19 protein-coding genes are annotated in these 19,359 nt (G+C 69.5%); 5 read left to right on the top strand and 14 right to left on the bottom strand.

What is annotated here, in order from left to right; genetic code table 11:
• Positions 1-15 precede the first annotated feature (15 nt).
• Positions 16-1,101 (bottom strand): alpha/beta fold hydrolase, encoded by a 1,086-nt coding sequence (locus QSK35_RS03675; protein ID WP_285742190.1) that lies wholly within the window; start codon positions 1,099-1,101, stop codon positions 16-18.
• Between the two features lie 8 nt (positions 1,102-1,109).
• A complete protein-coding gene (locus QSK35_RS03670; protein ID WP_285742187.1) occupies positions 1,110-2,324 on the bottom strand; it encodes a UDP-glucose dehydrogenase family protein in 1,215 nt (404 codons plus the stop codon).
• Positions 2,325-2,470: 146 nt separating this feature from the next.
• On the opposite strand from QSK35_RS03670, the gene QSK35_RS03665 reads away from it, so the two are divergent.
• Entirely contained in the window at positions 2,471-2,875 is a 405-nt protein-coding gene (locus tag QSK35_RS03665) for a VOC family protein (protein WP_285742185.1), read from the top strand.
• Entirely contained in the window at positions 2,872-3,246 is a 375-nt protein-coding gene (locus QSK35_RS03660; protein ID WP_285742184.1) for a YdeI/OmpD-associated family protein, read from the top strand. The genes QSK35_RS03665 and QSK35_RS03660 overlap by 4 nt, the downstream gene beginning before the upstream one ends.
• Here the strand turns inward: QSK35_RS03660 and QSK35_RS03655 are convergent.
• From QSK35_RS03655 to QSK35_RS03625, 7 genes are all read right to left on the bottom strand, one after another.
• Entirely contained in the window at positions 3,215-5,770 is a 2,556-nt protein-coding gene (locus QSK35_RS03655) for a CHAT domain-containing protein (RefSeq protein WP_285742182.1), read from the bottom strand. The genes QSK35_RS03660 and QSK35_RS03655 overlap by 32 nt on opposite strands.
• Before the next feature lie 69 nt (positions 5,771-5,839).
• Positions 5,840-7,492, bottom strand: coding sequence for a S8 family peptidase (locus QSK35_RS03650; RefSeq protein WP_285742180.1), 1,653 nt, complete (start codon positions 7,490-7,492; stop codon positions 5,840-5,842).
• Positions 7,493-7,570: 78 nt separating this feature from the next.
• Complete coding sequence (locus tag QSK35_RS03645; RefSeq protein WP_352243150.1) at positions 7,571-8,683, bottom strand: metallophosphoesterase; 1,113 nt, start codon at positions 8,681-8,683, stop codon at positions 7,571-7,573.
• 38 nt (positions 8,684-8,721) lie between these two features.
• Complete coding sequence (locus QSK35_RS03640; protein ID WP_352243203.1) at positions 8,722-9,822, bottom strand: MAB_1171c family putative transporter; 1,101 nt, start codon at positions 9,820-9,822, stop codon at positions 8,722-8,724.
• Between the two features lie 32 nt (positions 9,823-9,854).
• Positions 9,855-10,367, bottom strand: coding sequence for a hypothetical protein (locus QSK35_RS03635; RefSeq protein WP_285742175.1), 513 nt, complete (start codon positions 10,365-10,367; stop codon positions 9,855-9,857).
• 55 nt (positions 10,368-10,422) lie between these two features.
• On the bottom strand, positions 10,423-10,905 hold the full coding sequence (locus tag QSK35_RS03630) for a hypothetical protein (RefSeq protein WP_285742173.1): 483 nt from the start codon (positions 10,903-10,905) through the stop codon (positions 10,423-10,425).
• Positions 10,906-11,045: 140 nt separating this feature from the next.
• Positions 11,046-11,870, bottom strand: coding sequence for an SAM-dependent methyltransferase (locus tag QSK35_RS03625; RefSeq protein ID WP_285742171.1), 825 nt, complete (start codon positions 11,868-11,870; stop codon positions 11,046-11,048).
• Positions 11,871-11,912: 42 nt separating this feature from the next.
• On the opposite strand from QSK35_RS03625, the gene QSK35_RS03620 reads away from it, so the two are divergent.
• A complete protein-coding gene (locus QSK35_RS03620) occupies positions 11,913-12,764 on the top strand; it encodes a glycosyltransferase family 2 protein (protein WP_285742169.1) in 852 nt (283 codons plus the stop codon).
• Positions 12,765-12,913: 149 nt separating this feature from the next.
• Here the strand turns inward: QSK35_RS03620 and QSK35_RS03615 are convergent, their stop codons facing one another.
• The 3 genes from QSK35_RS03615 to QSK35_RS03605 are packed head-to-tail and all read right to left on the bottom strand — an operon-like array spanning position 12,914 to position 15,193.
• Positions 12,914-13,222, bottom strand: a complete 309-nt coding sequence (locus tag QSK35_RS03615) for a hypothetical protein (protein ID WP_285742167.1) — start codon at positions 13,220-13,222, stop codon at positions 12,914-12,916.
• 32 nt (positions 13,223-13,254) lie between these two features.
• Positions 13,255-14,805 (bottom strand): MFS transporter, encoded by a 1,551-nt coding sequence (locus tag QSK35_RS03610; protein ID WP_285742165.1) that lies wholly within the window; start codon positions 14,803-14,805, stop codon positions 13,255-13,257.
• A 40-nt stretch (positions 14,806-14,845) separates the two neighbouring features.
• The gene (locus tag QSK35_RS03605; protein ID WP_285742163.1) at positions 14,846-15,193 is read right to left on the bottom strand and encodes a hypothetical protein; all 348 of its coding nucleotides are present in this window, start codon (positions 15,191-15,193) and stop codon (positions 14,846-14,848) included.
• A 119-nt stretch (positions 15,194-15,312) separates the two neighbouring features.
• Here QSK35_RS03605 and QSK35_RS03600 point away from each other — a divergent pair, with 119 nt between their 5' ends.
• A complete protein-coding gene (locus QSK35_RS03600) occupies positions 15,313-17,085 on the top strand; it encodes a beta-N-acetylhexosaminidase (RefSeq protein ID WP_285742161.1) in 1,773 nt (590 codons plus the stop codon).
• Between the two features lie 81 nt (positions 17,086-17,166).
• On the opposite strand, the gene QSK35_RS03595 is transcribed toward QSK35_RS03600, so the two are convergent.
• Complete coding sequence (locus QSK35_RS03595) at positions 17,167-17,946, bottom strand: alpha/beta hydrolase (RefSeq protein ID WP_285742159.1); 780 nt, start codon at positions 17,944-17,946, stop codon at positions 17,167-17,169.
• A gap of 10 nt (positions 17,947-17,956) precedes the next feature.
• Positions 17,957-19,048, bottom strand: a complete 1,092-nt coding sequence (locus QSK35_RS03590) for an ABC transporter substrate-binding protein (RefSeq protein ID WP_285742157.1) — start codon at positions 19,046-19,048, stop codon at positions 17,957-17,959.
• Between QSK35_RS03590 and QSK35_RS03585 the strand changes: the two genes are divergently transcribed.
• Positions 19,047-19,277 (top strand): hypothetical protein, encoded by a 231-nt coding sequence (locus QSK35_RS03585; protein ID WP_285742155.1) that lies wholly within the window; start codon positions 19,047-19,049, stop codon positions 19,275-19,277. The genes QSK35_RS03590 and QSK35_RS03585 overlap by 2 nt on opposite strands.
• Positions 19,278-19,359 lie beyond the last annotated feature (82 nt).

Below are 19,359 nucleotides of genomic sequence, written 5' to 3'. Positions count from 1 at the left end.
TGCGTACACGCATTTCTAGCCGGAGGGTTGGCGGTGTGCGCGTAGTAGCTGGGCGACCGCCGCCGCGCGGGCGGCCTTGCCCTGGATCCCGAGTTTGGCATAGGTGTTGGTCAGGTGGCGTTCGACCGTCCGCACGCTCAGGCTGAGCTGCTCGGCGATCGCCGCGTTGTCCTGTCCCTCGGCCGCGAGCCGCAGCACGTCGAGCTCGCGCGGCGAGAGGTTGATCTTGGTGGGTTTGCCCTCGGGGCGCAGGAACGCGGTGACCTCGTCGAGGAACACCGGCCACGCGGGTTCGTCGCCGAGCACGATGTGGTTCGAGCTCTCCAGCACGACGAACCGGGCGCCGGCGATCGTGGACGCCAGGAACCGGCTCTCCTCGAAGCTGGTCATCCGGTCGCCCCGCGACTGCAGCACCAGCGTCGGCACGCCGATCTCGGGCAGCAGCTCGACGACGTTGGCCCGCTTGCGCTGCCTGCGGGCGCGCAACGCGTTGTCCGCACTCGTCGAGACGCGCTGCAGCTCGTCCAGCCAGCGCATCTGCTCCTCGGCGCCGCCGGGGATCATCATCGACGTGAAGACGCGCCGGAACGTCGAGTCCGGCCGCGCCCAGCCGACCTTGATGAGCTGCTCGAACGTCGCGTCGAGCTCCAGCTGGTCCGGCGTGGGGTCGCGGAACGCCGCCGCGTAGCTGCCGTAGAAGACGAGCCGTTCGACCTTCTCGGGATGCCGGACCGTGTAGGCGATCGACACCGGCCCGCCCTGCGACATGGCCATCAGCGCGAACCGGTCGACCCCGGCGTCGTCGACGACCGCCTCGATGTCGGCGATCCGGGCTTCGAGACCGAAGTCGTCGACGTCCCAATCGGACAGACCGTGCCCGCGTTCGTCGTAGCGGATGACCGTCGCGATCTCGCCGAGTTCAGCGAGGAAGTGCCGCCACACCGGGCTCTGCCAGTCGTGCTGCAGGTGGCTGAGCCAGCAGGTCGCGATGACCAGAGGTGGGCCGGATCCGTGCCGCGCGTAGGCGATGCGCGTGCCATCGGCCGACCGGCAGAATTTCAGCTCCTGCGGTGGCGACGCCGTGCTGCGGTCCGACGACACCTCCCGATTCAGCCACCGAACCCGTGCAACCGCAACCCCGCGTCGTGCAGTGTTGCGTGATCGAGCACGTTGCGCGTGTCGATGACCACGTCACCAGCCATGAGCTGCGCCATCAGCTCCCAGTCGAGGTGGCGGAACTCCTCCCACTCGGTCAGCACGGCGATGGCGTGCGCCCCCTTGGCCACGTGGTGGGCGTCGTTGACGGTGAGCACGTTCGGCAGCCGCGAGACGGTCGGGTCGTAGGCGGTGACCTCCGCGCCGAGCGAGATGAGCGTCCGCGTGACGGCGAGCGCCGGGGACTCGCGGAGGTTGTCGGTGTTGGCCTTGAACGTCAGGCCGAGTACCCCGATCCGCACAGGACCCGTACCGGCGGCCAGGTAGATCCGGTGCGCGAGCACGGTCTGGTGCGAGCGGTTGAACTCGACGGCCGAGCGCAGCACCTCGAAGTCCAGCCCCACGGCGTCCGCGGTGCGCAGCAGGGCGGCGGTGTCGTCCGGCAGTGACGAGCCGCCCCAGCCGGGACCGGGGCACAGGTGCGACGGCCCGATCCCGTGGTCGTACCCCATGATCGCGGCCACGCCGGACGCGCTGGCGTCGACCAGTTCGCAGAGCCGCGCGATGGAGTTGATGTAGGACAGCTTGACCGCGAGGAAACAGGTCGCCGCGTACTTGGCGACCTCGGCCGTGCGCTGGTCTGTGATGACGACGGGCACGTCCGGATCGCCGTACAGGCCCGCGACGAACTCACCCGCCTCCAGGTCCGAGCAGCCGACGACGATCCGGTCGGGCTGCAGGAAGTCGCGCACCGCCGTGCCCTCCCGCACGAAGCCGGGGTTGGTGACGACCGGGACGTCGTGGCGGCCCAGCAGCATCACGACCTGGTCGGCCGTGCCGATCGGCACCGTCGAGCGCAGCACCAGCACACAGCCCGCCGGCAGCACGGCCCGGATCTCGGGCACGACGGCCAGGACGTCCGGCAGGCACAGGAACACCGCGTCCGCGTCCGCGACCGCCTCGCGGATTCGTTTGGTGAACGACAGACGTCCGGCCGACACGCAGTCCGAGACCAGCGCGCCGAGCCCCGGTTCCAGCAGACCGGCGACGGCGACGTCCGGTTCGTCGTGGTCCGCGCAGATCACCCAGTGGCCTCTGCTCGCCAGCCCGGCGGCCGTTACGAGGCCGGCGTGTCCGCTGCCGAGGACGGTGATTCGGGTGTCACGCATGGGATCGGATTGTCCCGCAGCGGGGCCGTGACATGACCTGCCGGGCCCAAATGAAACGTGTCCTGAGTACTTTCGAAAAAGTGCTCAATCGGTGAGCACTTTGCTGTCGGATGATGCGGGGGACCACTGACGAGAGGACCAGTCCGATGTTGCGAGGCTTCGCCACCGTCAACTACTTCGCCGACGATGTCCCGGCCGCCGTGGCCTGGTACACCGAGGTGCTGGGCGCCGAGCCGTACTTCAAGCACGAGATCAACGGGCAGCCCGCCTACGTCGAGTTCCGTGTCGGCGACTACACCCACGAGCTCGGCATCGCCGACCGCCGGTACGTGCCCGCGGGGGAGCGGGAGAGCGGGCAGATCGTCTACTGGCACGTGGACGACGTTTACGCCTCGTTCGAACGGCTGCTCACGCTGGGCGCCAAGGCGCACATGATGCCGATCAAGCGCGGCGACGGGTTCGTGCCCGCGTCGGTGATCGACCCGTTCGGCAACATCCTCGGGATCATGTACAACCAGCACTACCTCGACGTGCTGGGTGAGAAGCGATGAGCACGTTTCTCGCGCACAGCACCGACGAGTGGCGCGCGTGGCTCGCGGCGAACGGGGAGACCTCACGTGAGGTGTGGCTGATCATCCACCACAAGGACAGCCCGACGTACACCCCGCGCTACCACGAGGCGATCGAGCACGCTCTGTGTTTCGGCTGGATCGACAGCTTGCATCGCAAGAACGACGAACACAGCTCCCGCCTCCGGTTCACGCCGCGGTCGCCGCGCAGCACGTGGAGTGCACGCAACCGGGAGCGCGCCGAGCGGATGATGGCGCTCGGGCTGATGACGGAACGGGGCCAGGCGATGATCGACCTGGCGCGCGCCACCGGCAAGTGGCTCAGCGGGAACCGAAGCACACCAGCGGAATGAGCGGCGCGGACAGTGACGCCTCGGCCAGTGCGGCCGCCGGCGTCGCGCCGCCCAGCAGCAGTGAGTGGTAGGCGGTCATCACCGGCACGACCGTGTCGTCCGGCACGCGGGCCACCCCGGCCACGACCGTGCGGGTGCCGCTGTACAGGAACGCCGCCGCGAAGCCGAGCATCTCGTCGCCCGCCCGCATCTCCGATCGGCCCGTGTCGCACGAGGACAGCACGACGTGTTCCGGCGCGGACGCCAGCGTGCTGATGTCGTGGGCCATCAGCGGACCGTCCGCCAGATCGAGGCGGGAGAACAGGATGTTGCCCGGCTCGTGGTGCCCGTGCGCGGCGAAGTGTGCGACCCGCTTGCCGCACAACGCCTTCAGCGTCGAGTCCACAGTGGCCTCTTCGTCGACCAGGACGGTGCTGCCGGGCAGCAGCCCCGCGATCGACGCCACCTCGGCGGGCGCGAACTCGAGATCCGGGCCGGCGACCAGCAGCGCGCCCGAAGCCGGAGGACCGAATCTTCCGTGCAGCCACACGGAAGCGGATGGCGTCACGCTCACCGGACGGCCCGGCATGAGCAGTCCCCACGGCACGCCGGACAACGCGCCGGTCGGCACCACGACCAGGTCGCGGTCGCCGAGCAGGGAGATCATCGGTGCGATGAGGAACCTGCGGAGCAGCGCGAGCTGGTGGTGCACCGACCGTCCGATCACCTCGAGCAGCGCGGACGGGTGGTGGTGGCCGCACAGCGCGTCCAGGTCGGTGCGCAGCCGCGTGATCGCCTCGGTCACCTCCGCCGGCGGGCCGAACCGCACCAGCGTGCTCGCGCCGTCGACGATCACGACGCCGAGCAGGTCCGTCTCCGCGGCCAGGAAGCTCACCATCACCGACGACCCGAGCGCGTCGGCGACGTCGTGGAACCCGGCGAGCCGGGTGCGCTGACCGTTCCCGTTCGTGGTCCAGCCGCGGGCGCGGATCACGTGTTCGAGCTCGGCGCAGCGGCGCCGGGCCTCGGCCGAAGGACGTCCGGCCAGCTCCGCGGTGCGCACCACGACGGCCAGCTGCCGCAGCTCGGCGACCGCGTCGGACGTCTCGCGGTCGGCGGGCGGGCGCACCGGCGGCAGCAGGAACGCCTGGGCGCGGGAGCGTTCCGACCACGCGAAGATCACCGGCGGGGTGCTGTGCCGCACCGCGGTCGCGAGGCCGATCGCGGCCAGTTCGACGCCCAGCGCGGCGGACCCGGTCCGCAAATCGAGGCTGCCCAGGCGGCTGCGGTGGTCGTCCAGCACGGCGAGCCCCGCCCGCGCGCTGCGGAACACCCGGCCCGTGTCGCCGGTCGCGGCGTGCAACTCGGCCGCCGTCACCCGGCGCATCAGCACGGTCTCCAACGCCGGGTATGCGCTGCGGCCGTTGATGAATCTCCGTGCGTCGTCGAGCCGGCCGCGCCGGATGCACGCGCGCGCGGCGAGCAGCGACCCGATCTCGGCGTCGTTGGTCAGGCCCAGACCCCGCAGCCGCGGCACCAGCGCGGCGGCCTCGGCCGCGATCGCCGCCAGCCGCCGCCCGGACCGGAAGTCCGCGCGCAGCCGGGTGAGCACCGCGACCGCGGCCCACCCGCGATCACCGCGGCTGAGGAAACACCGCTCGGCTCGGCGCGCCCACGTCCGGGCGGCGGGAAAGTCGCCCTGCACCACGGCGGCCTGGGCGCGGGTGAGCGCGGCCTCGGCGCGTTCGTAGGTCGGCCGCGCGTGCCCGAGCAGCCGGATCGCCTCGTCCAGCTCGGCCGCGGCCTCGTCGGCGAGCCCGGCCTGCATGAGCGCCCGCGCCTTGTCGACGGCCAGCACCGGCAGCAGCTTGTGCGCGTGCGCCACGAACCCCGGTTTGGCCAGGTCGAACGACCGCAGCGCGGCGGGCACGTCACCCATCAGCAGCTCGCTGTACCCGCGGTTGAGCCGCGCCTTCGCCAGTACCAGCGGCAGGCCGGCGGCCCCCGCGATCGCCTCGCACCGGTCCAGATCGGCGACGGCGAACCGGGCGCGGCCGGCGAGGTCGTGCAGCATCGCCCGGTTCAGCAACGCCGTGGCCAGGCCGTACGGGTCGTCCTGGAACTGCGGGATGCCCTCGTTGAGGTAACCGAGCGCGTCGTCCATGCGGCCGGTGAGCATGCAGAGCAGACCCCGTTGCGAGAGCAGCAAACCTCGGTCGCGCGGCGCGACGATCTTCTCGGCGTCGTCGAGCAACCCGAACCCGGTGTCGCTGCGACCCAGGTGCACCTCGGCGGCCGCCATGCTGATCAGGACCCGCGCGGCGATCTCGTGGTGCCGCGGCTCGGCGTCGGGCCAGTTCAGCAGGCCGAGCGCGACCCGGAACAGCCGGATGCCCTCGGCGGACCGGCTGCCCTCGATGGCCGCACGTCCCCGCGCGTGCAGCTCTCGTGCTCTAGCCTCCGGGGTTGCCGTTATGGCCACCATCACGGACCTGAGGTCCGCAATGGTGGCCATGACGGACCTGAGGTCCGTGAAGGTGGCCATAACGACACACCCGTTATGGCCACCATGAGGGACCTGAGGTCCGTAAAAGTGGCCATGACGGCACACACCTCAGTCGGAGCCATTGGCGTGCACCTGGTCCGTCAGCAGCTTGACCGCGGCCTCCGCCCGCGCCCGCATCAGGTCGGCGCCGACCTCCGTGATCGCCACGGTGTTCTGGTCGCGCAGGCAGTTCGCCAGCGCCGCGGCCACCTCCGGTGCGGCGTACGACGTCCCGGACCCGACCGCCCATCCGCCGCGGAACCGGTCGGGGTCGGCGACCTGGCGCAGGCCGTTCTCGGTGGTGCGGAACGCCCCGCGGTTGCCGCGCAGCCGCGTCGGGAACGTGCTCACCACGTTCGCGCCGGACGCCTCGATCGTGACGTTGGGTCCGGCGTTGCTGAACCACGCCTGCGTGCCGTCCGGGTTCAGCGCGCCCACCCCGAATACTCGCTCGCCCGGCCACGGCGTGTTCGGGTCCTCGGTGGCGAGCGCGGCCGGGTAGAACGGGCGGGTGCTGGAGTCGTTGCCCGCGGCGGCGACGACCAGGACACCCAGCCCGGTCAGCGTGCTGATCGCGGTGCGCAGGTGACTGGCCTGCGACGAGTCCTTCTCCACGAACCCGCCGAGCGACAGCGACACGATGTCGACGAGATCCTTCGGATGACCCTCGTGCGCCCTCTTGACCCGCGCGATGAGCAACCACAACGCCAGTAGCAGGTCCGCCTCGTAACAGATGTTGTCCGGGTGCAGCACACGCATGACGAGGATGTCGGCGTCCGGCGCGTTCTGGTGGATGCGCCCGGCGATGAACGTGAAGTGCCCGGTCGCGCGGCTGAGGTTCTCCGAGAGCGTGTCCTCGTACGCGTCGCGCTCCCAGCAGTCCATGAGCACTCTCGTCGGCGTCAGTTTGCCGAGCCGTTCCTGCTGCTCCTTGATCGCGACCTCGGAGGCCAGGTAGGGGAGGAGGAACCCGTTGGGCGGCAAGGGATCCCCGACCTTGCTCACGCCGAACCAAGGGTGCACGTTCACGCCGGTGTCGGGCACCGCGACGACCACGCGGCGCGCACAGGGCTGGCGGACCGGCCGCGGCCCGGTGAACGCGACCGGGATGAGCCGGTAGGCCGACCCGCCCGATCCGCCGTCCTCGTCGCGTACGTCGCCCGGCCCCCACGTCGGCACGCCGTTGAAGTTCGCACCGACCAGCAGGTGCTCCACCGAGGTCGCGAGCACCTCCTCGCGACGGGTTTCCTCGGCACCGGCGTCGTCGGCCAGCTCGACCCCTCCGTCGCGACGCGCCCAGAGGCGGATGGCCTGCACCGCTTCCCATGCGTCGACGACCGCGCGCGCCCCCGCACGGACGTTCAGCGCCACCGGGACCGGGAACCGGCGCAGCAGCTCCTGGTCGAGCCCGGCCAGCTCCTCAGGGAGCGTGACCGGCGGGAACTCGTTGTCGCTGTCCCGCAGGGTGAGGCCCATCGGGCCGAGCACCTCGTCTTCGATCCGGCCGCGCACCGCCGTGTCGGTGAGCACGGCCCTGGGGAAGAGCAGCACGGCGTTGCGGTACACGGTGGAGCGCAGCGTGTTCGTGGCGTCCGTGCGCGTCGCGGTCGCCGGATCGAGCATCTGCGCGCCGTGTTTCTCCAGCAGCCACGGTGGCCAGGCGGCAAGGTTCGGGTAGGCCGCCTGACCGGTGTGCTCGTGGTCGGGAAATCGAATCGTCATGTGATGCGTCCCTCCTCGTCACCCCATAGGTCGCTCTACGGGCGAGGGGTGTTCCTAGGGAGCACCGAAACGGAGTAGTCAGCCTGCGCGGAGAGTGAGCAACGAGATCTCGCTCGGCGCGAAGACGCGCATCGGCGGGCCCCAGAAGCCGGCGCCCCGGCTGGTGTAGAGCCGCGTGCGGTCGCCGTGCGCGCTCAATCCGGCCAGCACGGGCTGCTGCAGCTTCACCAGCAGGTGGAACGGCCAGATCTGCCCGCCGTGCGTGTGCCCGGACAGCTGCAGGTCGACGCCTGCCGTCACGGCCTTGCTGATCTCGGACGGCTGGTGCGCCAGCAGCACCACGGGGTCGCCCCCGCGCGTGCCGAGCAGCGCGGCGTCGAGGTCGGCGCCGTGGCCCGCCTCGCCCGAGTGGCTCGCCGTCACGTCGTCGACGCCGGCGAAGACGAGCCGGGCGCCGTCGCGTTCGAGCACGCGGTGCTCGTTGCGCAGCAGGGTCCAGCCGAACGACCCCATCAGCTCGAGCCAGCCCTGCGCGTTGGAGTAGTACTCGTGGTTCCCGGTCACGTAGAACCGGTGCGGCGCCAGGACATCCGCCAGCGGCGCGGCCTGCGTGCGGCGCTGCTCGGCGGTGCCGTCGGCGATGTCACCAACGTGCACGGCGACGTCGGCCCGCAACGAGTTCACCGCGTCGACCATCCGCCTGGACCAGCCGCTGCGGTCGATCGCGCCGTAGTGCGTGTCGGTGATGACCGCGATCTTCAGCCCGTCGAACGCCGGGTCGAGCCGGGGGAGCGGGACGTCCACCCGCTTGATCCGCGGCACGCGCATCGCCTCGTACACACCGTATGCCGTCACCACCACGATGATCGCGGCCAGCACCACGGTCACGATCCGGGACCGCAGTGGATCGTCCACTCCGGACACGAGCAGCCCGAGCCGCAGGACGTGCGTGAGCAACGTCCATGCGAACGCGATCCAGATGAAACCCAGCAGGAAGTGCGAGACGCGGGCGGCGCGGTCGGAACCGCGCCGCACGATCAGCGCCATCATCGTCAGTCCCGCCGCCGCGAACAGCAGACCGGTCAGCGGGCGGACCGGCGCCGGCCACTGCGCCGACTCCGGGAACAGCCCCGCCCACGGCACCCAGAACAGCAGGGTCGTGATGCTCACCAGCACCAGCGTGAACACCACGCGTCTAACGGAAACGCGTGGCCGGGCGGCGGTCGTCGTCATGTCTGACGGAACGACGGGCGTTCTGCCGATGTTCCCTCAGCTGAGAGCGCTTCTGCGCGAGCCTCAGCGACGGCGAGCAGGTAGCGGATCTCGGCGGCCAGGTCGTCGCCGGTCAGCTCGGTGAACGTGAGCGGGTTGGGCACGGGCTCGGCGCCGGCGCGTTTGGCCTGCCGGGCGATCTCCAGCCAGGTCGCGGTCACGGCCGCGGACCCACCGGTGACCTGCGACCGCGCCCGCTCGATGGTCTCCGGCGTGACGTAGTCGCGCAGGATCAGCATGGCGTCGCGGATCTCTATGACCCGGCGGTACAGCCGCAGGTAGGTCGAGCGTGGTGTGCCGATCAGGTCGCGCACGCGGGGGCCCGGTTCGGTGAGCGCGACATGCGGCACGTCCGCGACGAGGTCGCGCCACAACGGCCACAGCCGCCACAGCGAGATCATGTCGCGCACCATCCGAGCGGTGTCGAGCACCAGCGGCAGCGCGGCGCCCGCGGCCATCAGCACGGCCGTGGTGCCGATCATCAGGCTGCTGTACTTGCCGATCCAGCGCGCGTCGAACAGCAGGACGTACAGCATCGTCAGCCAGAAGAAAGTGGACACCGCGAACGCCGCGGCGAACAGGCCCAGGCCGATCCGCAGCGAGCGGTCCTCGCTCGCCCGGTACGAGTAGCGCGCGCACAGGATGACGCAGGGGATCTTGGCCACGAGGTGCGACGCGATCAGCAGCCACCAGAACGTGCTGTACCAGGCGGCGTGGTTCGTGGTGACGCAACCCTCGTCGTTCGGGAAGATCGTCACGTTCAGCACGATCAGCGCGGCGATCACGCCCGCGGTCACCCCGTACACCAGGCGGGCCCGCCGTTTGCCCAGCGCGCCGAGCACGAAGTCCAGCACCAGCGCGGAGCTGAAGACGCCCCACACGTTGGTGAACAGGCCACAGCCCTGCACCACGATGCCGGGCAACGCGTTGAGCGCGCTCAGTACCGGTGCCAGGTAGACGGTGATCGAGCCGGCCATGCCCGCGACGGCGAGCAGGAGCATGCGTTGTTGGGGGGATCGGCGTGCGGCGGGGATGCGCAGGGCGATGACCACCCACATCGCGAGCACGCCGTAGAGCTGGACGCGGGTGCCTAACTCGTAGACGGAAATGATCTCCTCCGGATTCCCAGCGCGGCTTCGAGCTCGCCGCGCACGCCGTCCGAGGCCGCCTCGTTGGCGACGCCCGCGGCCGTGCGGATCAGGCTGGCGACGAGCTCGGCTTCCTGCTCCTGCTCGCTCGTGTAGTTGGTGCGAGCGAGCAGCCGTTCCACCAGTTCGGGGCTCAGGTCGGGAAGGAACCGGGCGAGCGGGACGTCCTCACCGGACTCGTGGTCGCACAGGATGTGGCCGATCTCGTGCAGCAGGATGTGTTCCCGGTGCAGCGGGGTCGTCTTCTCCTCGACATAGATCTCGTCGTGCGACTCGGTGGCGATCCACAACCCGCAGGCGTTGACGACCATGCCGGGCGGCAGGGCGAACAGGTGGATCGGCCGGTTCCGGAGTGCGGCGATCGAGTCCACGAGTGCGTCCACGCTGAACGGTTCGGGCAGCGCGAGCCCGTCCACCAGCGCCTGGCACCGCTTGCGGACCTGTCGAGAGATCATCGCCTCGCCACGCTTTCCCACCGGACATCTGCGGAACGAGCAGCTGTGGGTCATGCTAGCCGCCTGATCTTGGAGAGTCTCCGGAGTCCGGCTCGACGTCGGGCAGCCGCTCGATCCTGCGGGCCTGCGAGAGCATGGTGAGGATCGAGTCCAGTGTGGTGTCGGACAGCCCTTCGGCACGCAACGCGATCGACCGGACCTTCTGGTTGCGCAAGGCGACCGCCAGCTCCAGCTGCGTGTTCACGCGGGCGGCGACCGCGTCGTCGAGGAAGTACTCGCTGGGCACGCCGAAGAACTCCGCGAGTGTCGCGAGCGTGCTCTGTGTGAGGTTGCGTTTCTTGCCGGTCGCGAGCTCCCACAGGTACGTGTTGGAGACCGACGAACCGGTCTTCTCCCGGATCTCCTGGGCCAGCTTCGCGTAACCGGGCCGCGTGCGCTTGTCCGGATACAGCGTCTCGATCAAGTGGTTGATCTTGCGCGCGAGCTGGCCTTCCTCGACCGCGTCCATGCTGACGTCCCCCCGCCATCCATCCGCCATGGCGGATTTATCGTACAAAAAAATTGTCTGGCTGTCCGCCAGGGTTGACAAGTTGTGGAGCGCGCGGCGTAGGCTGAGCGTATCCGCTTCAGCGGATGAACAAGGTGTCGAGGAGTCAGGGGGTGTCCTCGACACCTTGTTCAGTTTCCGGCTTGTTTCTTCCGGCCCAAGCCCGCGAACTGCGACATCCGCTTGGGATCGCCGATGTCGTCTCCTTCGTCGGGCCGCCACTCGGTCAGGTACACGACGCCGGGGTCGACGAGCTCGACGTCGTCGAACAACGCGGTGATCTCCGCGCGGGTGCGCATCGAGAAGTCCGTCACGCGGTTGCGGAACCGTTCGGTCGCCGCCTCCGCACGTTCGGGCGCCGACCCGTCGAGGCTGGCGTGCGAGATGGCCAGGTAGCTGCCCTCGGGCACCGCGTCGAGGTACCGCCGGATGACCCCCTTCGGGTCGTCGCTGTCCGGGATGAAGTGCAGCACCGCGACCATCAGCACGGCGATCGGCCGGCTGAAGTCCAGCAGGTCCTTCACGTCGGCCAGGATCCGGTCCGGGTCGCGCAGGTCGCCGAGCACCGCGTTGGCGTTGAACGCCCCCTGCAGGATCGCGTTGCTGTGCGCGACGGCGATCGGGTCGATGTCGACGTAGACAATGCGGCAGTCCGGGTCGATCTGCCACGCGATCTCGTGCACGTTGCCGACCGTGGGGATGCCGGACCCGAGGTCCAGGAACTGTGTGACGCCCTGCCCGACCAGGTACCGCACGGCCCGGCGCAGGAACGACCGGTTGGCGCGCAGAATGTCCGGCAGCTCCGGCATCGCCGCCGTGATCTGGGCGGCGGCGTCCCGGTCCACCTGGAAGTTGTGCGACCCGCCCAGGTGCACGTCGTACACCCTGGCCGCACTGGGCCGGTCGACGTCGATCTCAGGTCCGGCCCACGCCGGTCGTTCTCCCCGTTCGGTCACACGCATAGGTGTACACACAGGCGCCTGGGGTAGCACACCCCCATGTCCCGTACGACGCTGGTGATCGCGACGCGCGATCGACGTGACGACCTCACCCAGACCCTGGCGCAGCTCCGGGCGAACACCCCGGACGTGCCGATTGTCGTGGTGGACAACGGTTCCAGCGACGACACCGCCGAGGTGGCCCGTTCGTCGGCCACTGTGATCGAGCTGGGCCGCAACCTCGGCTCCTCGGCGCGCAACGCCGGGGTCGAGGCGGCGGGCACGCCTTATGTCGCGTTCAGCGACGACGACTCGTGGTGGGCACCCGGCGCTCTGCGCCAAGCCGAAGCCCTGTTCGACGCGCACCCACGTCTGGGCCTGATCGCCGGCCGCACGCTGGTGGGCCCGTCGAACACCCCGGACCCGATGAACACCAGTCTGGCGACCAGCCCACTCGGCCGCGCACCCGGCCTGCCCGGCCCGTCGGTGTTCGGTTTCCTGTGCTGCGCGGCGATCGTGCGGCGGTCGGCGTTCCTGCAGGTCGGCGGGATCAGCCCGGTGCTGTTCTTCATCGGCGAGGAGAAGCTGCTGGCGTGGGACCTCGCGGCCGCCGGGTGGGCCAGCTGCTACGTGGATTCGGTGGTCGCGCACCACCACCCGTCGCCGCGCCGCGATGGCACGCGGACGCGGCGGATGCTGGAGCTGCGCAACGACCTGTTGTCGACCTGGCTGCGGCGGCCCGCTCGGTGTGGTGTGGCCGGGTTCGGGGCACTGGCGGCGCTCGCGGTGCGGGACCGGGCGGCGGGGTGGGCGCTGGCCGGAGCCTTGCGGCGGCTGCCGATGGCGCTGCGGTCACGCCGGCCGCTGCCACCGGCCGTGCAGGCGCAGGTCGACCTGATGGAGCGCTCGTGAGGCCCTGGCCGGTGGAGCTCGCGCGACGCCATCCTCACGCGCCCCCGCCCTTACCCCCGCAAACAGTATTTCGCGATCTTGTCAGGGGTGCGTGGTTGGCTATCCGCAAGGGTTGCTCCGAACGGGAGTACCCCCGCACCCGCCTGCGGTCAGGCGTCCTCGTCGGGCTCCCGGATCGTGCTGGCGCTGGACCCGCCCGCCTCGTCCGCGGCCTGACCACGCTGAACGGCCTCCAGCTGCGCCTCGCCGTCGAGTCCATCGATCTCCGCCGTCCCATCGGGCTGCTCCTCGGCCAGCCGCGAGTCCAGCGGCCGCGGGTGCGACTGCTCATACGGCGTGGTGCCGTACTTGTCGGCCTCCGACCAGTGCTCGGGCGGGTCCATGCCGGCCTCGAGCGGGTCGAGCCGGATGCGGTCCTCGTCCAGATCTTCTGCGGCGTTCTGATCACGTGACGTCATGCGCCACGGGTACCCCGATCAAGAACACACAATCAGGACGACGCCCAGATCAGGTGACGCACGCGCGGAGCCTCCATGGCGAGCGACCGGGCGGCGCGCTGAACCTCCAGGTCGTTGACGGTCCCGCGCTCGACGTGTTGCCGCAGGTGCTCCTGCCAGGTCGCGACGGTGAACGTCTCCAGGTGCAGCTCCGGGTCGTCGGTGTCGCGGAACAGCCCCCACATGGTGGCGCCGGTGCGCTTGCGCGACCGTTCGACCTTGCTCATCGCCGCGACGAACGAAGGATGGTCGGCAACCGCGACCCGCCACTCGACGGTCACCAGCACCGGACCGGCGGCGACGTCGTCGAGCTCGGGCGGCTCATCCCACATCGTCACGGGGGTGAAGTCGAGCTTGCGCGAGGTCAGCGGCACCGTGCGCGCCGCGATGAGCACGCTGACGACGAGACCGGCCGCGGGGGCGATCATGGCCGCGCGCAACGAGAAGGAGTCCGCGACCGCACCCCACACGGCCGCACCGAGCGCCTGACCGCCCATGAGCATCAGCTGGTAGAACGCCAGGGCCCGTGCGCGCGTCCACGCGGGCACGAGGATCTGCGCGGTGGCGTTGAGGGTCGACAGAACCGCGATCCAGCACGCGCCGGTGAGGAGCATGCAGACGATCACCGCGGGCACGTTCGTCGTCAACGTCGACAACGCCATGGCGAGAGCGAACACGCACGAAGCGATCGTGACCAGCACGTTCTTGCCGAACCTGGTCAGCAGCCGCGGCACGAGAAAGGCCCCGCCGATCGCGCCCGCGCCGACGCTGCCGAGCAGCACGCCGTAACCGCTCGCGCCGAACCCGAGCGGCCCGCGCGCGAGAGCGGGCAGCAGCGCCCACAGTGCGCCGGCGAAGACGGTGAACGCCACGCACCGCCACAGCACCCGCCGGAACAACGGCGAGCTGCGCACGTACCGCGCGCCGGTCCGCACCGCGGTGACCAGGTGTTCGGCGCCGAGCGGGCGGTGGTCCGAGGGCCGGCGCCACCGCCACAGCACGAGCAGCACCCCGAGGAACGACACCGTGTTGAACGCGAAGGCCGCCTCCGGCCCGGCCGCGGCGATCAGCGCGCCGCCGAGCGCCGGCCCGAGCGCGCGGCCGACGTTCATGTTGGCGCCGTTCAGCAACGCCGCCTGCGGGATCTCCTCGCGCGGCACCAGTTCCGGCTGGATCGCCTGGAACGAAGGCATCGACAACGCCTGCCCGACACCCACCACCGCGATGAGCGCGAGCAGCCAGGCCGGTGTGCTCGCCAGCAACATCAACGCCGCCGACCCGGCCAGCATGAGCGCCTGGCCGGCCATCAGCACGCGCCGCCGGTCGAGGATGTCGCCGAGCGCCCCGGACGGCACGACCAGCAGGAACACCGGCAGCGTCGTCGCGGTCTGCACGAGCGCGACCTCGAACGCGGTGCCGCCGAGGTCGCCCATCAGCCACTGGGCGCCGACGGTCTGCGCCCAGGTGCCGATGTTGGAGGCGAACTGCGCGATCCACAAAGCACGGAACGCGGGCCGGTACAGCGGGGCCAGGGCGGACGTCATGCCCCGATCCTGCCGTCGCGCCCGCGGCCGCGCAGCGGGGTCAGTCCACGTGGATGGTGCCGATCAGCTCCTCGCGGCACCCCGTGACCTCGTCGAACACGGTGACGCGGCCGGAGCGGGTGAAGCGGTGGGTGTAGCTCTGGCCCGGTTCGCGCGGACCGCTGTTCGGCTGCCCCGTGGCCTTGCACGGCCGGGCCGGGTCGAGGCCCTTCCGCACGTTCTGCACGCCGGGACCCTTGAACACCCACTTCACCCGGTCGCCGACCTTGATCTGCAGCTCGAGCGGCTGATAGCCCTGCGGTGTCACGGTCACGACGTGCACCGCGCCCGCCTCGGCGGGCGTCACGAAGGCGGCCAGAAAAGCAACGGTGAGAAGAAGAATGCGCACGCAACAGCTCCTCGTCGTCGAGAGGGGAGCGGCAGCGCGATCATCATCGCAGGCCGGCGCAACCGGTTGCAATTGGCCTAGACCATTGACACGGACGAATCGCCCATTCAGGCTGGACAATGGGTCGCCGCCCCCTGCTCGTGCTCGTGGAGGAGGAACGCGTTGTGAGAGCACGTGTATTGGCGCTCGCCTGCGCCCTGGTTGCCGCGACCGCCGTCAGCGGCCAGTCACAGGCGGCGGAACCGCTGCAGAGCCTCGTACCGGTTCCCGTTTCGGTGCAGGCGAAGTCCGGCGTGACGCACACGCTCACCAGCACCTCGAAGATCTACACCGCGGCCGGCGCGGAGGGCGTCGGCACGTTCCTGGCTGAACTCCTGCGGCGGTCGACCGGCTACACCTTCCCGGTGTCGACGACGACGGGCACACCTGCGGACGGGATCTCGCTACTGCTGTCCGGCGCACCGTCTTCGGTGGGACAGCAGGGTTACCAGTTGGACGTCAACGCGGGCAACGTGGTGCTGCGCGCGAACACCGCCGCCGGCCTGTTCGGCGGCGTGCAGACGCTGCGGCAACTGTTGCCCGCCAAGGTGGAGAGCACTTCGGTGCAGGCCGGGCCGTGGACCGTCCCCGGCGCCACGATCGTCGACTACCCGCGTTTCACCCACCGCGGCGCGATGCTGGACGTGGCAAGGCATTTCCACTCGGTCGCGGCGGTCAAGAAGTACATCGACCAGATGGCGCTGTACAAGATCAACTACTTCCACTGGCACCTGAGCGACGACCAGGGCTGGCGCATCGCGATCGACAGCTGGCCGCGCCTGGCCACGTACGGCGGCAGCACGCAGGTCGGCGGCGGCGCGGGCGGCTACTACACCAAGGCGCAGTACTCCGAGGTCGTGGCGTACGCGGCCGCCAGGCACATCACGGTCATCCCCGAGATCGACATGCCGGGCCACACGAACGCGGCGCTGGCGTCGTACGCGGAGCTGAACTGCAACGGCCAGGCACCGCCGTTGCGCACCGACATCGAGGTCGGTTACTCCTCGTTGTGCGTCAGCAAGGACATCACCTACAAGTTCATCGACGACGTGGTGCGCGAGATCGCCGCGATCACGCCCGGCCCGTACTTCCACATCGGTGGTGACGAGGCAAGCGCGACCTCGGACGCGGACTACCAGGCGTTCATGAACAAGGCGCTGCCGATCGTGAAGAAGTACGGCAAGACCGTGCTGGGCTGGCACGAGTTCGTGAAGACCACCACGGATGTTGCGGCCATTCCGCAGTACTGGGGTACTTCGACGTCGAACGCGACCGTGCAGGCCGCGGCGCAGCGTGGCAACAAGGTGCTGATGTCGCCTGCCAACAGGGCTTACCTGGACATGAAGTACAACTCCAGCACGCCGCTCGGTCTATCGTGGGCCGGTTACATCGAGGTGCAAACCGCCTACGAGTGGAATCCCGGTACGCATCTCAGCGGGGTGCCGGAGTCCGCGGTGCGTGGCGTCGAGGCTCCACTGTGGACGGAGACGATCGTGACGTCCTCCGACATCGAGTTCATGGCGTTCCCGCGGCTGTCCGCGTACGCGGAGCTCGGGTGGTCGCCGTGGTCCACGCACAGCTGGGAGGCCTTCAAGCTGCGGCTGGGTGCCCAGGCGCCGCGCTGGGCGACGATGGGCATCAACTTCTACCGGTCCTCGCAGGTGCCTTGGGAGACCGGAGGTCCGCCGCCCGGCCCATGCACGCAGCCCGCTTGGGATCGTTCGAAGGTGTATGTCGGCGGGAACGTCGTGTCGCACAACGGGCATAAGTGGTACGCGAAGTGGTGGACGCAGGGGGAGGAGCCCGGCACTACCGGGGAGTGGGGCGTGTGGCGTGACGATGGTGTTTGTTAGGTAGTTGGGTTTTTGGGGTGATGAGTGGGGGATGGTCCCCGCTCACCACCCCAGGCCACAGAACCCCTGGGACCGCAGAACCTACGCCCCGGACAACGCAAGCGAAACGACAGCCTCGACAACCTCAGGCCCGTCAAGCAACACCGCATCATTGTGGTCAGCGTCAGGCACCTCAACAGCCTTCCCATGCGCCGCAACGGCAACGGCTCGCGACTGTCCAGGCGGGACGACAGTGTCGGACCCGCCATACACCACGGTAACGGGCACGCGAACCTTAGCCACGTAGTCCACAACCGGGAACCGATCGAGCAACAACGACCGCACCGGCAGAAACGGATAGTGATACCGCCCCACGTCAGCCAGGCTGGTGAACGGCGACCGCAACACCATCCCCGCTGGCGGCACCTCGGTAGCGAGCTCCGAAACCACAGCAGCCCCGAGACTCTCCCCGAAGTAAATAACCCGCTCGTCCTCCAAATACTCGCGGGCAGCCCGAACATCCCACGCGAGCCCGGATTCCGAGGGCCGACCAGGATTCCCGCCATAACCGCGGTAATCCAGCAACAGCACGGACAGCCCACGCGCGTTGAGCGCCCGCGCAAGCGGCAACCGCATAGAGCGATCACCCGCATTGCCGGGCGCGACGAGCACGGCCGCCCGAGCGCCAGGCACCGGAAAGTGCCAAGCGGTAAGGCGAACGCCGTCGGCGGTGATCAGCGTGACGTCACGGCCGCCGGGCGCGCTGGGTAGCGGCCCGGCGGAGGGAAAGTAGATCAGCCTGCGCTGGAACGCGAAGAGGGCGCCGAACACCAGGGCGACGATAGCGAGCGCGATCAGAGCTCGCTTCGCGTACCTACGCACAACACCGAACCTACTTGGCCCGCGTGCCTTTCGCCTTCACCAACTCGGACTCGCGCAGCTCCTCGACCATCGCGAGGCCGCCGGGCGACTGGGCGTCGGGTCGCGTCATGTACGACTGCGTCGCCGACGGCCGGCCGACCAGCGAGAAGCGCAGCGGCCCGGTGAGGCCCTTGGTGTCGATGGCGCTGGTGTCGTGGAACGCCCGCAGCACGCCGTCGCGCGTCAGGTCGTTCTTGCCGCACGCCTTCTCCAGTACGCCGACGAACGCCATGGCGACCGCGTAGCCGTGGTCGACGTTGACCGACGCCTTCTCGCCGGGGAACTTCGCCTGATAGCCCTGGCGAACCTCACGCGGACCCTCGGCCTCGCCGACGAACGGTGCCACCGACGTCGCGACGGTGACGTTCTTCTGCACGGCCGCGGCGACGGGCGACTCGAGGATGGCTGGGTCGTAGCCGACGACGTTGACCAGGAACGGCACGTCCCACTTGAGTGCGGCGGCGACGCCCACGGCGACCGCGGTCTGCGGCGGGGTGGTGCTCAGCACGACGGCCTTGGCGCCCGCGGCCTTCAGTGCGGCGATCTGCGTGGTCAGGTCCGCGGTCGTCTCGCCGATGGGCTGCTTGGCGACGGTGAGGCCCCAGTTCGTCGCGGCGAACTCCGTGCCCTCCAGGGCGTTGTCGCCGTAGTTGCCCTGGATGTAGACGTGGCCGACGGTGTCGCCCTGCTTGAGGATGCCCTTGCGCCGGTAGTGGTCGACGCCGTTGATGATGTCGAGGTCGTACGTCGTGCCGACGATCATCATGTGCGGGTTGCCGAGCAACGCCGCCGCCCACGAACCGGGCACCGTCAGTGCCCTGGTCTGCATCAGGTCGGGCTCGATGGCCTCGGTCATCGCCGACCCCGCGACGTCGATGAATCCGAGGACCTCCGGTTCGAGCTCGAAATAGCCGTCCAGCGCGCGCTGGACATTGAAGCCGTGGTCCTTCTGCTTCAACTCGATACGCCGTCCGCACACCCCACCATGCTGGTTGACGTGGTCCAAATAGAGCTCATACCCGCGGATCCGCAGAATCGCGGACGATTTGAAGGGGCCGGTCATGTCGGTGAGCACCCCGAGCGTGATGGTGTCCTTCGTGACGCCTGGACCGGACCTGACCTCGACTGACGCCGATTTCTCCGGTCTGGCGCAGCCGGTGGCCACAACCGACAACACCACGATGGAGCTCACGACGCGCCGCAACGACATGAAGGCCTCGCAACTTAAGTTACCGATGGGTAGCGGGGATTATGGTGTCATTCCAAGCGGCGGATACAGCAGTGTGGCGTGAAACACCGGAAAAGAAAACCATTCATTACCGATGAATTGCGGAATGCCTCCGGCCAGCGGCGATGCGGGACCGGGCGCACACT

Source organism: Lentzea sp. NBRC 105346, from assembly GCF_030269605.1.
In the GTDB taxonomy this organism is placed as follows: domain Bacteria; phylum Actinomycetota; class Actinomycetes; order Mycobacteriales; family Pseudonocardiaceae; genus Lentzea.
Note: the sequence above shows the minus strand (reverse complement) of the source record. Positions and strands in the feature narration are given on the sequence as shown.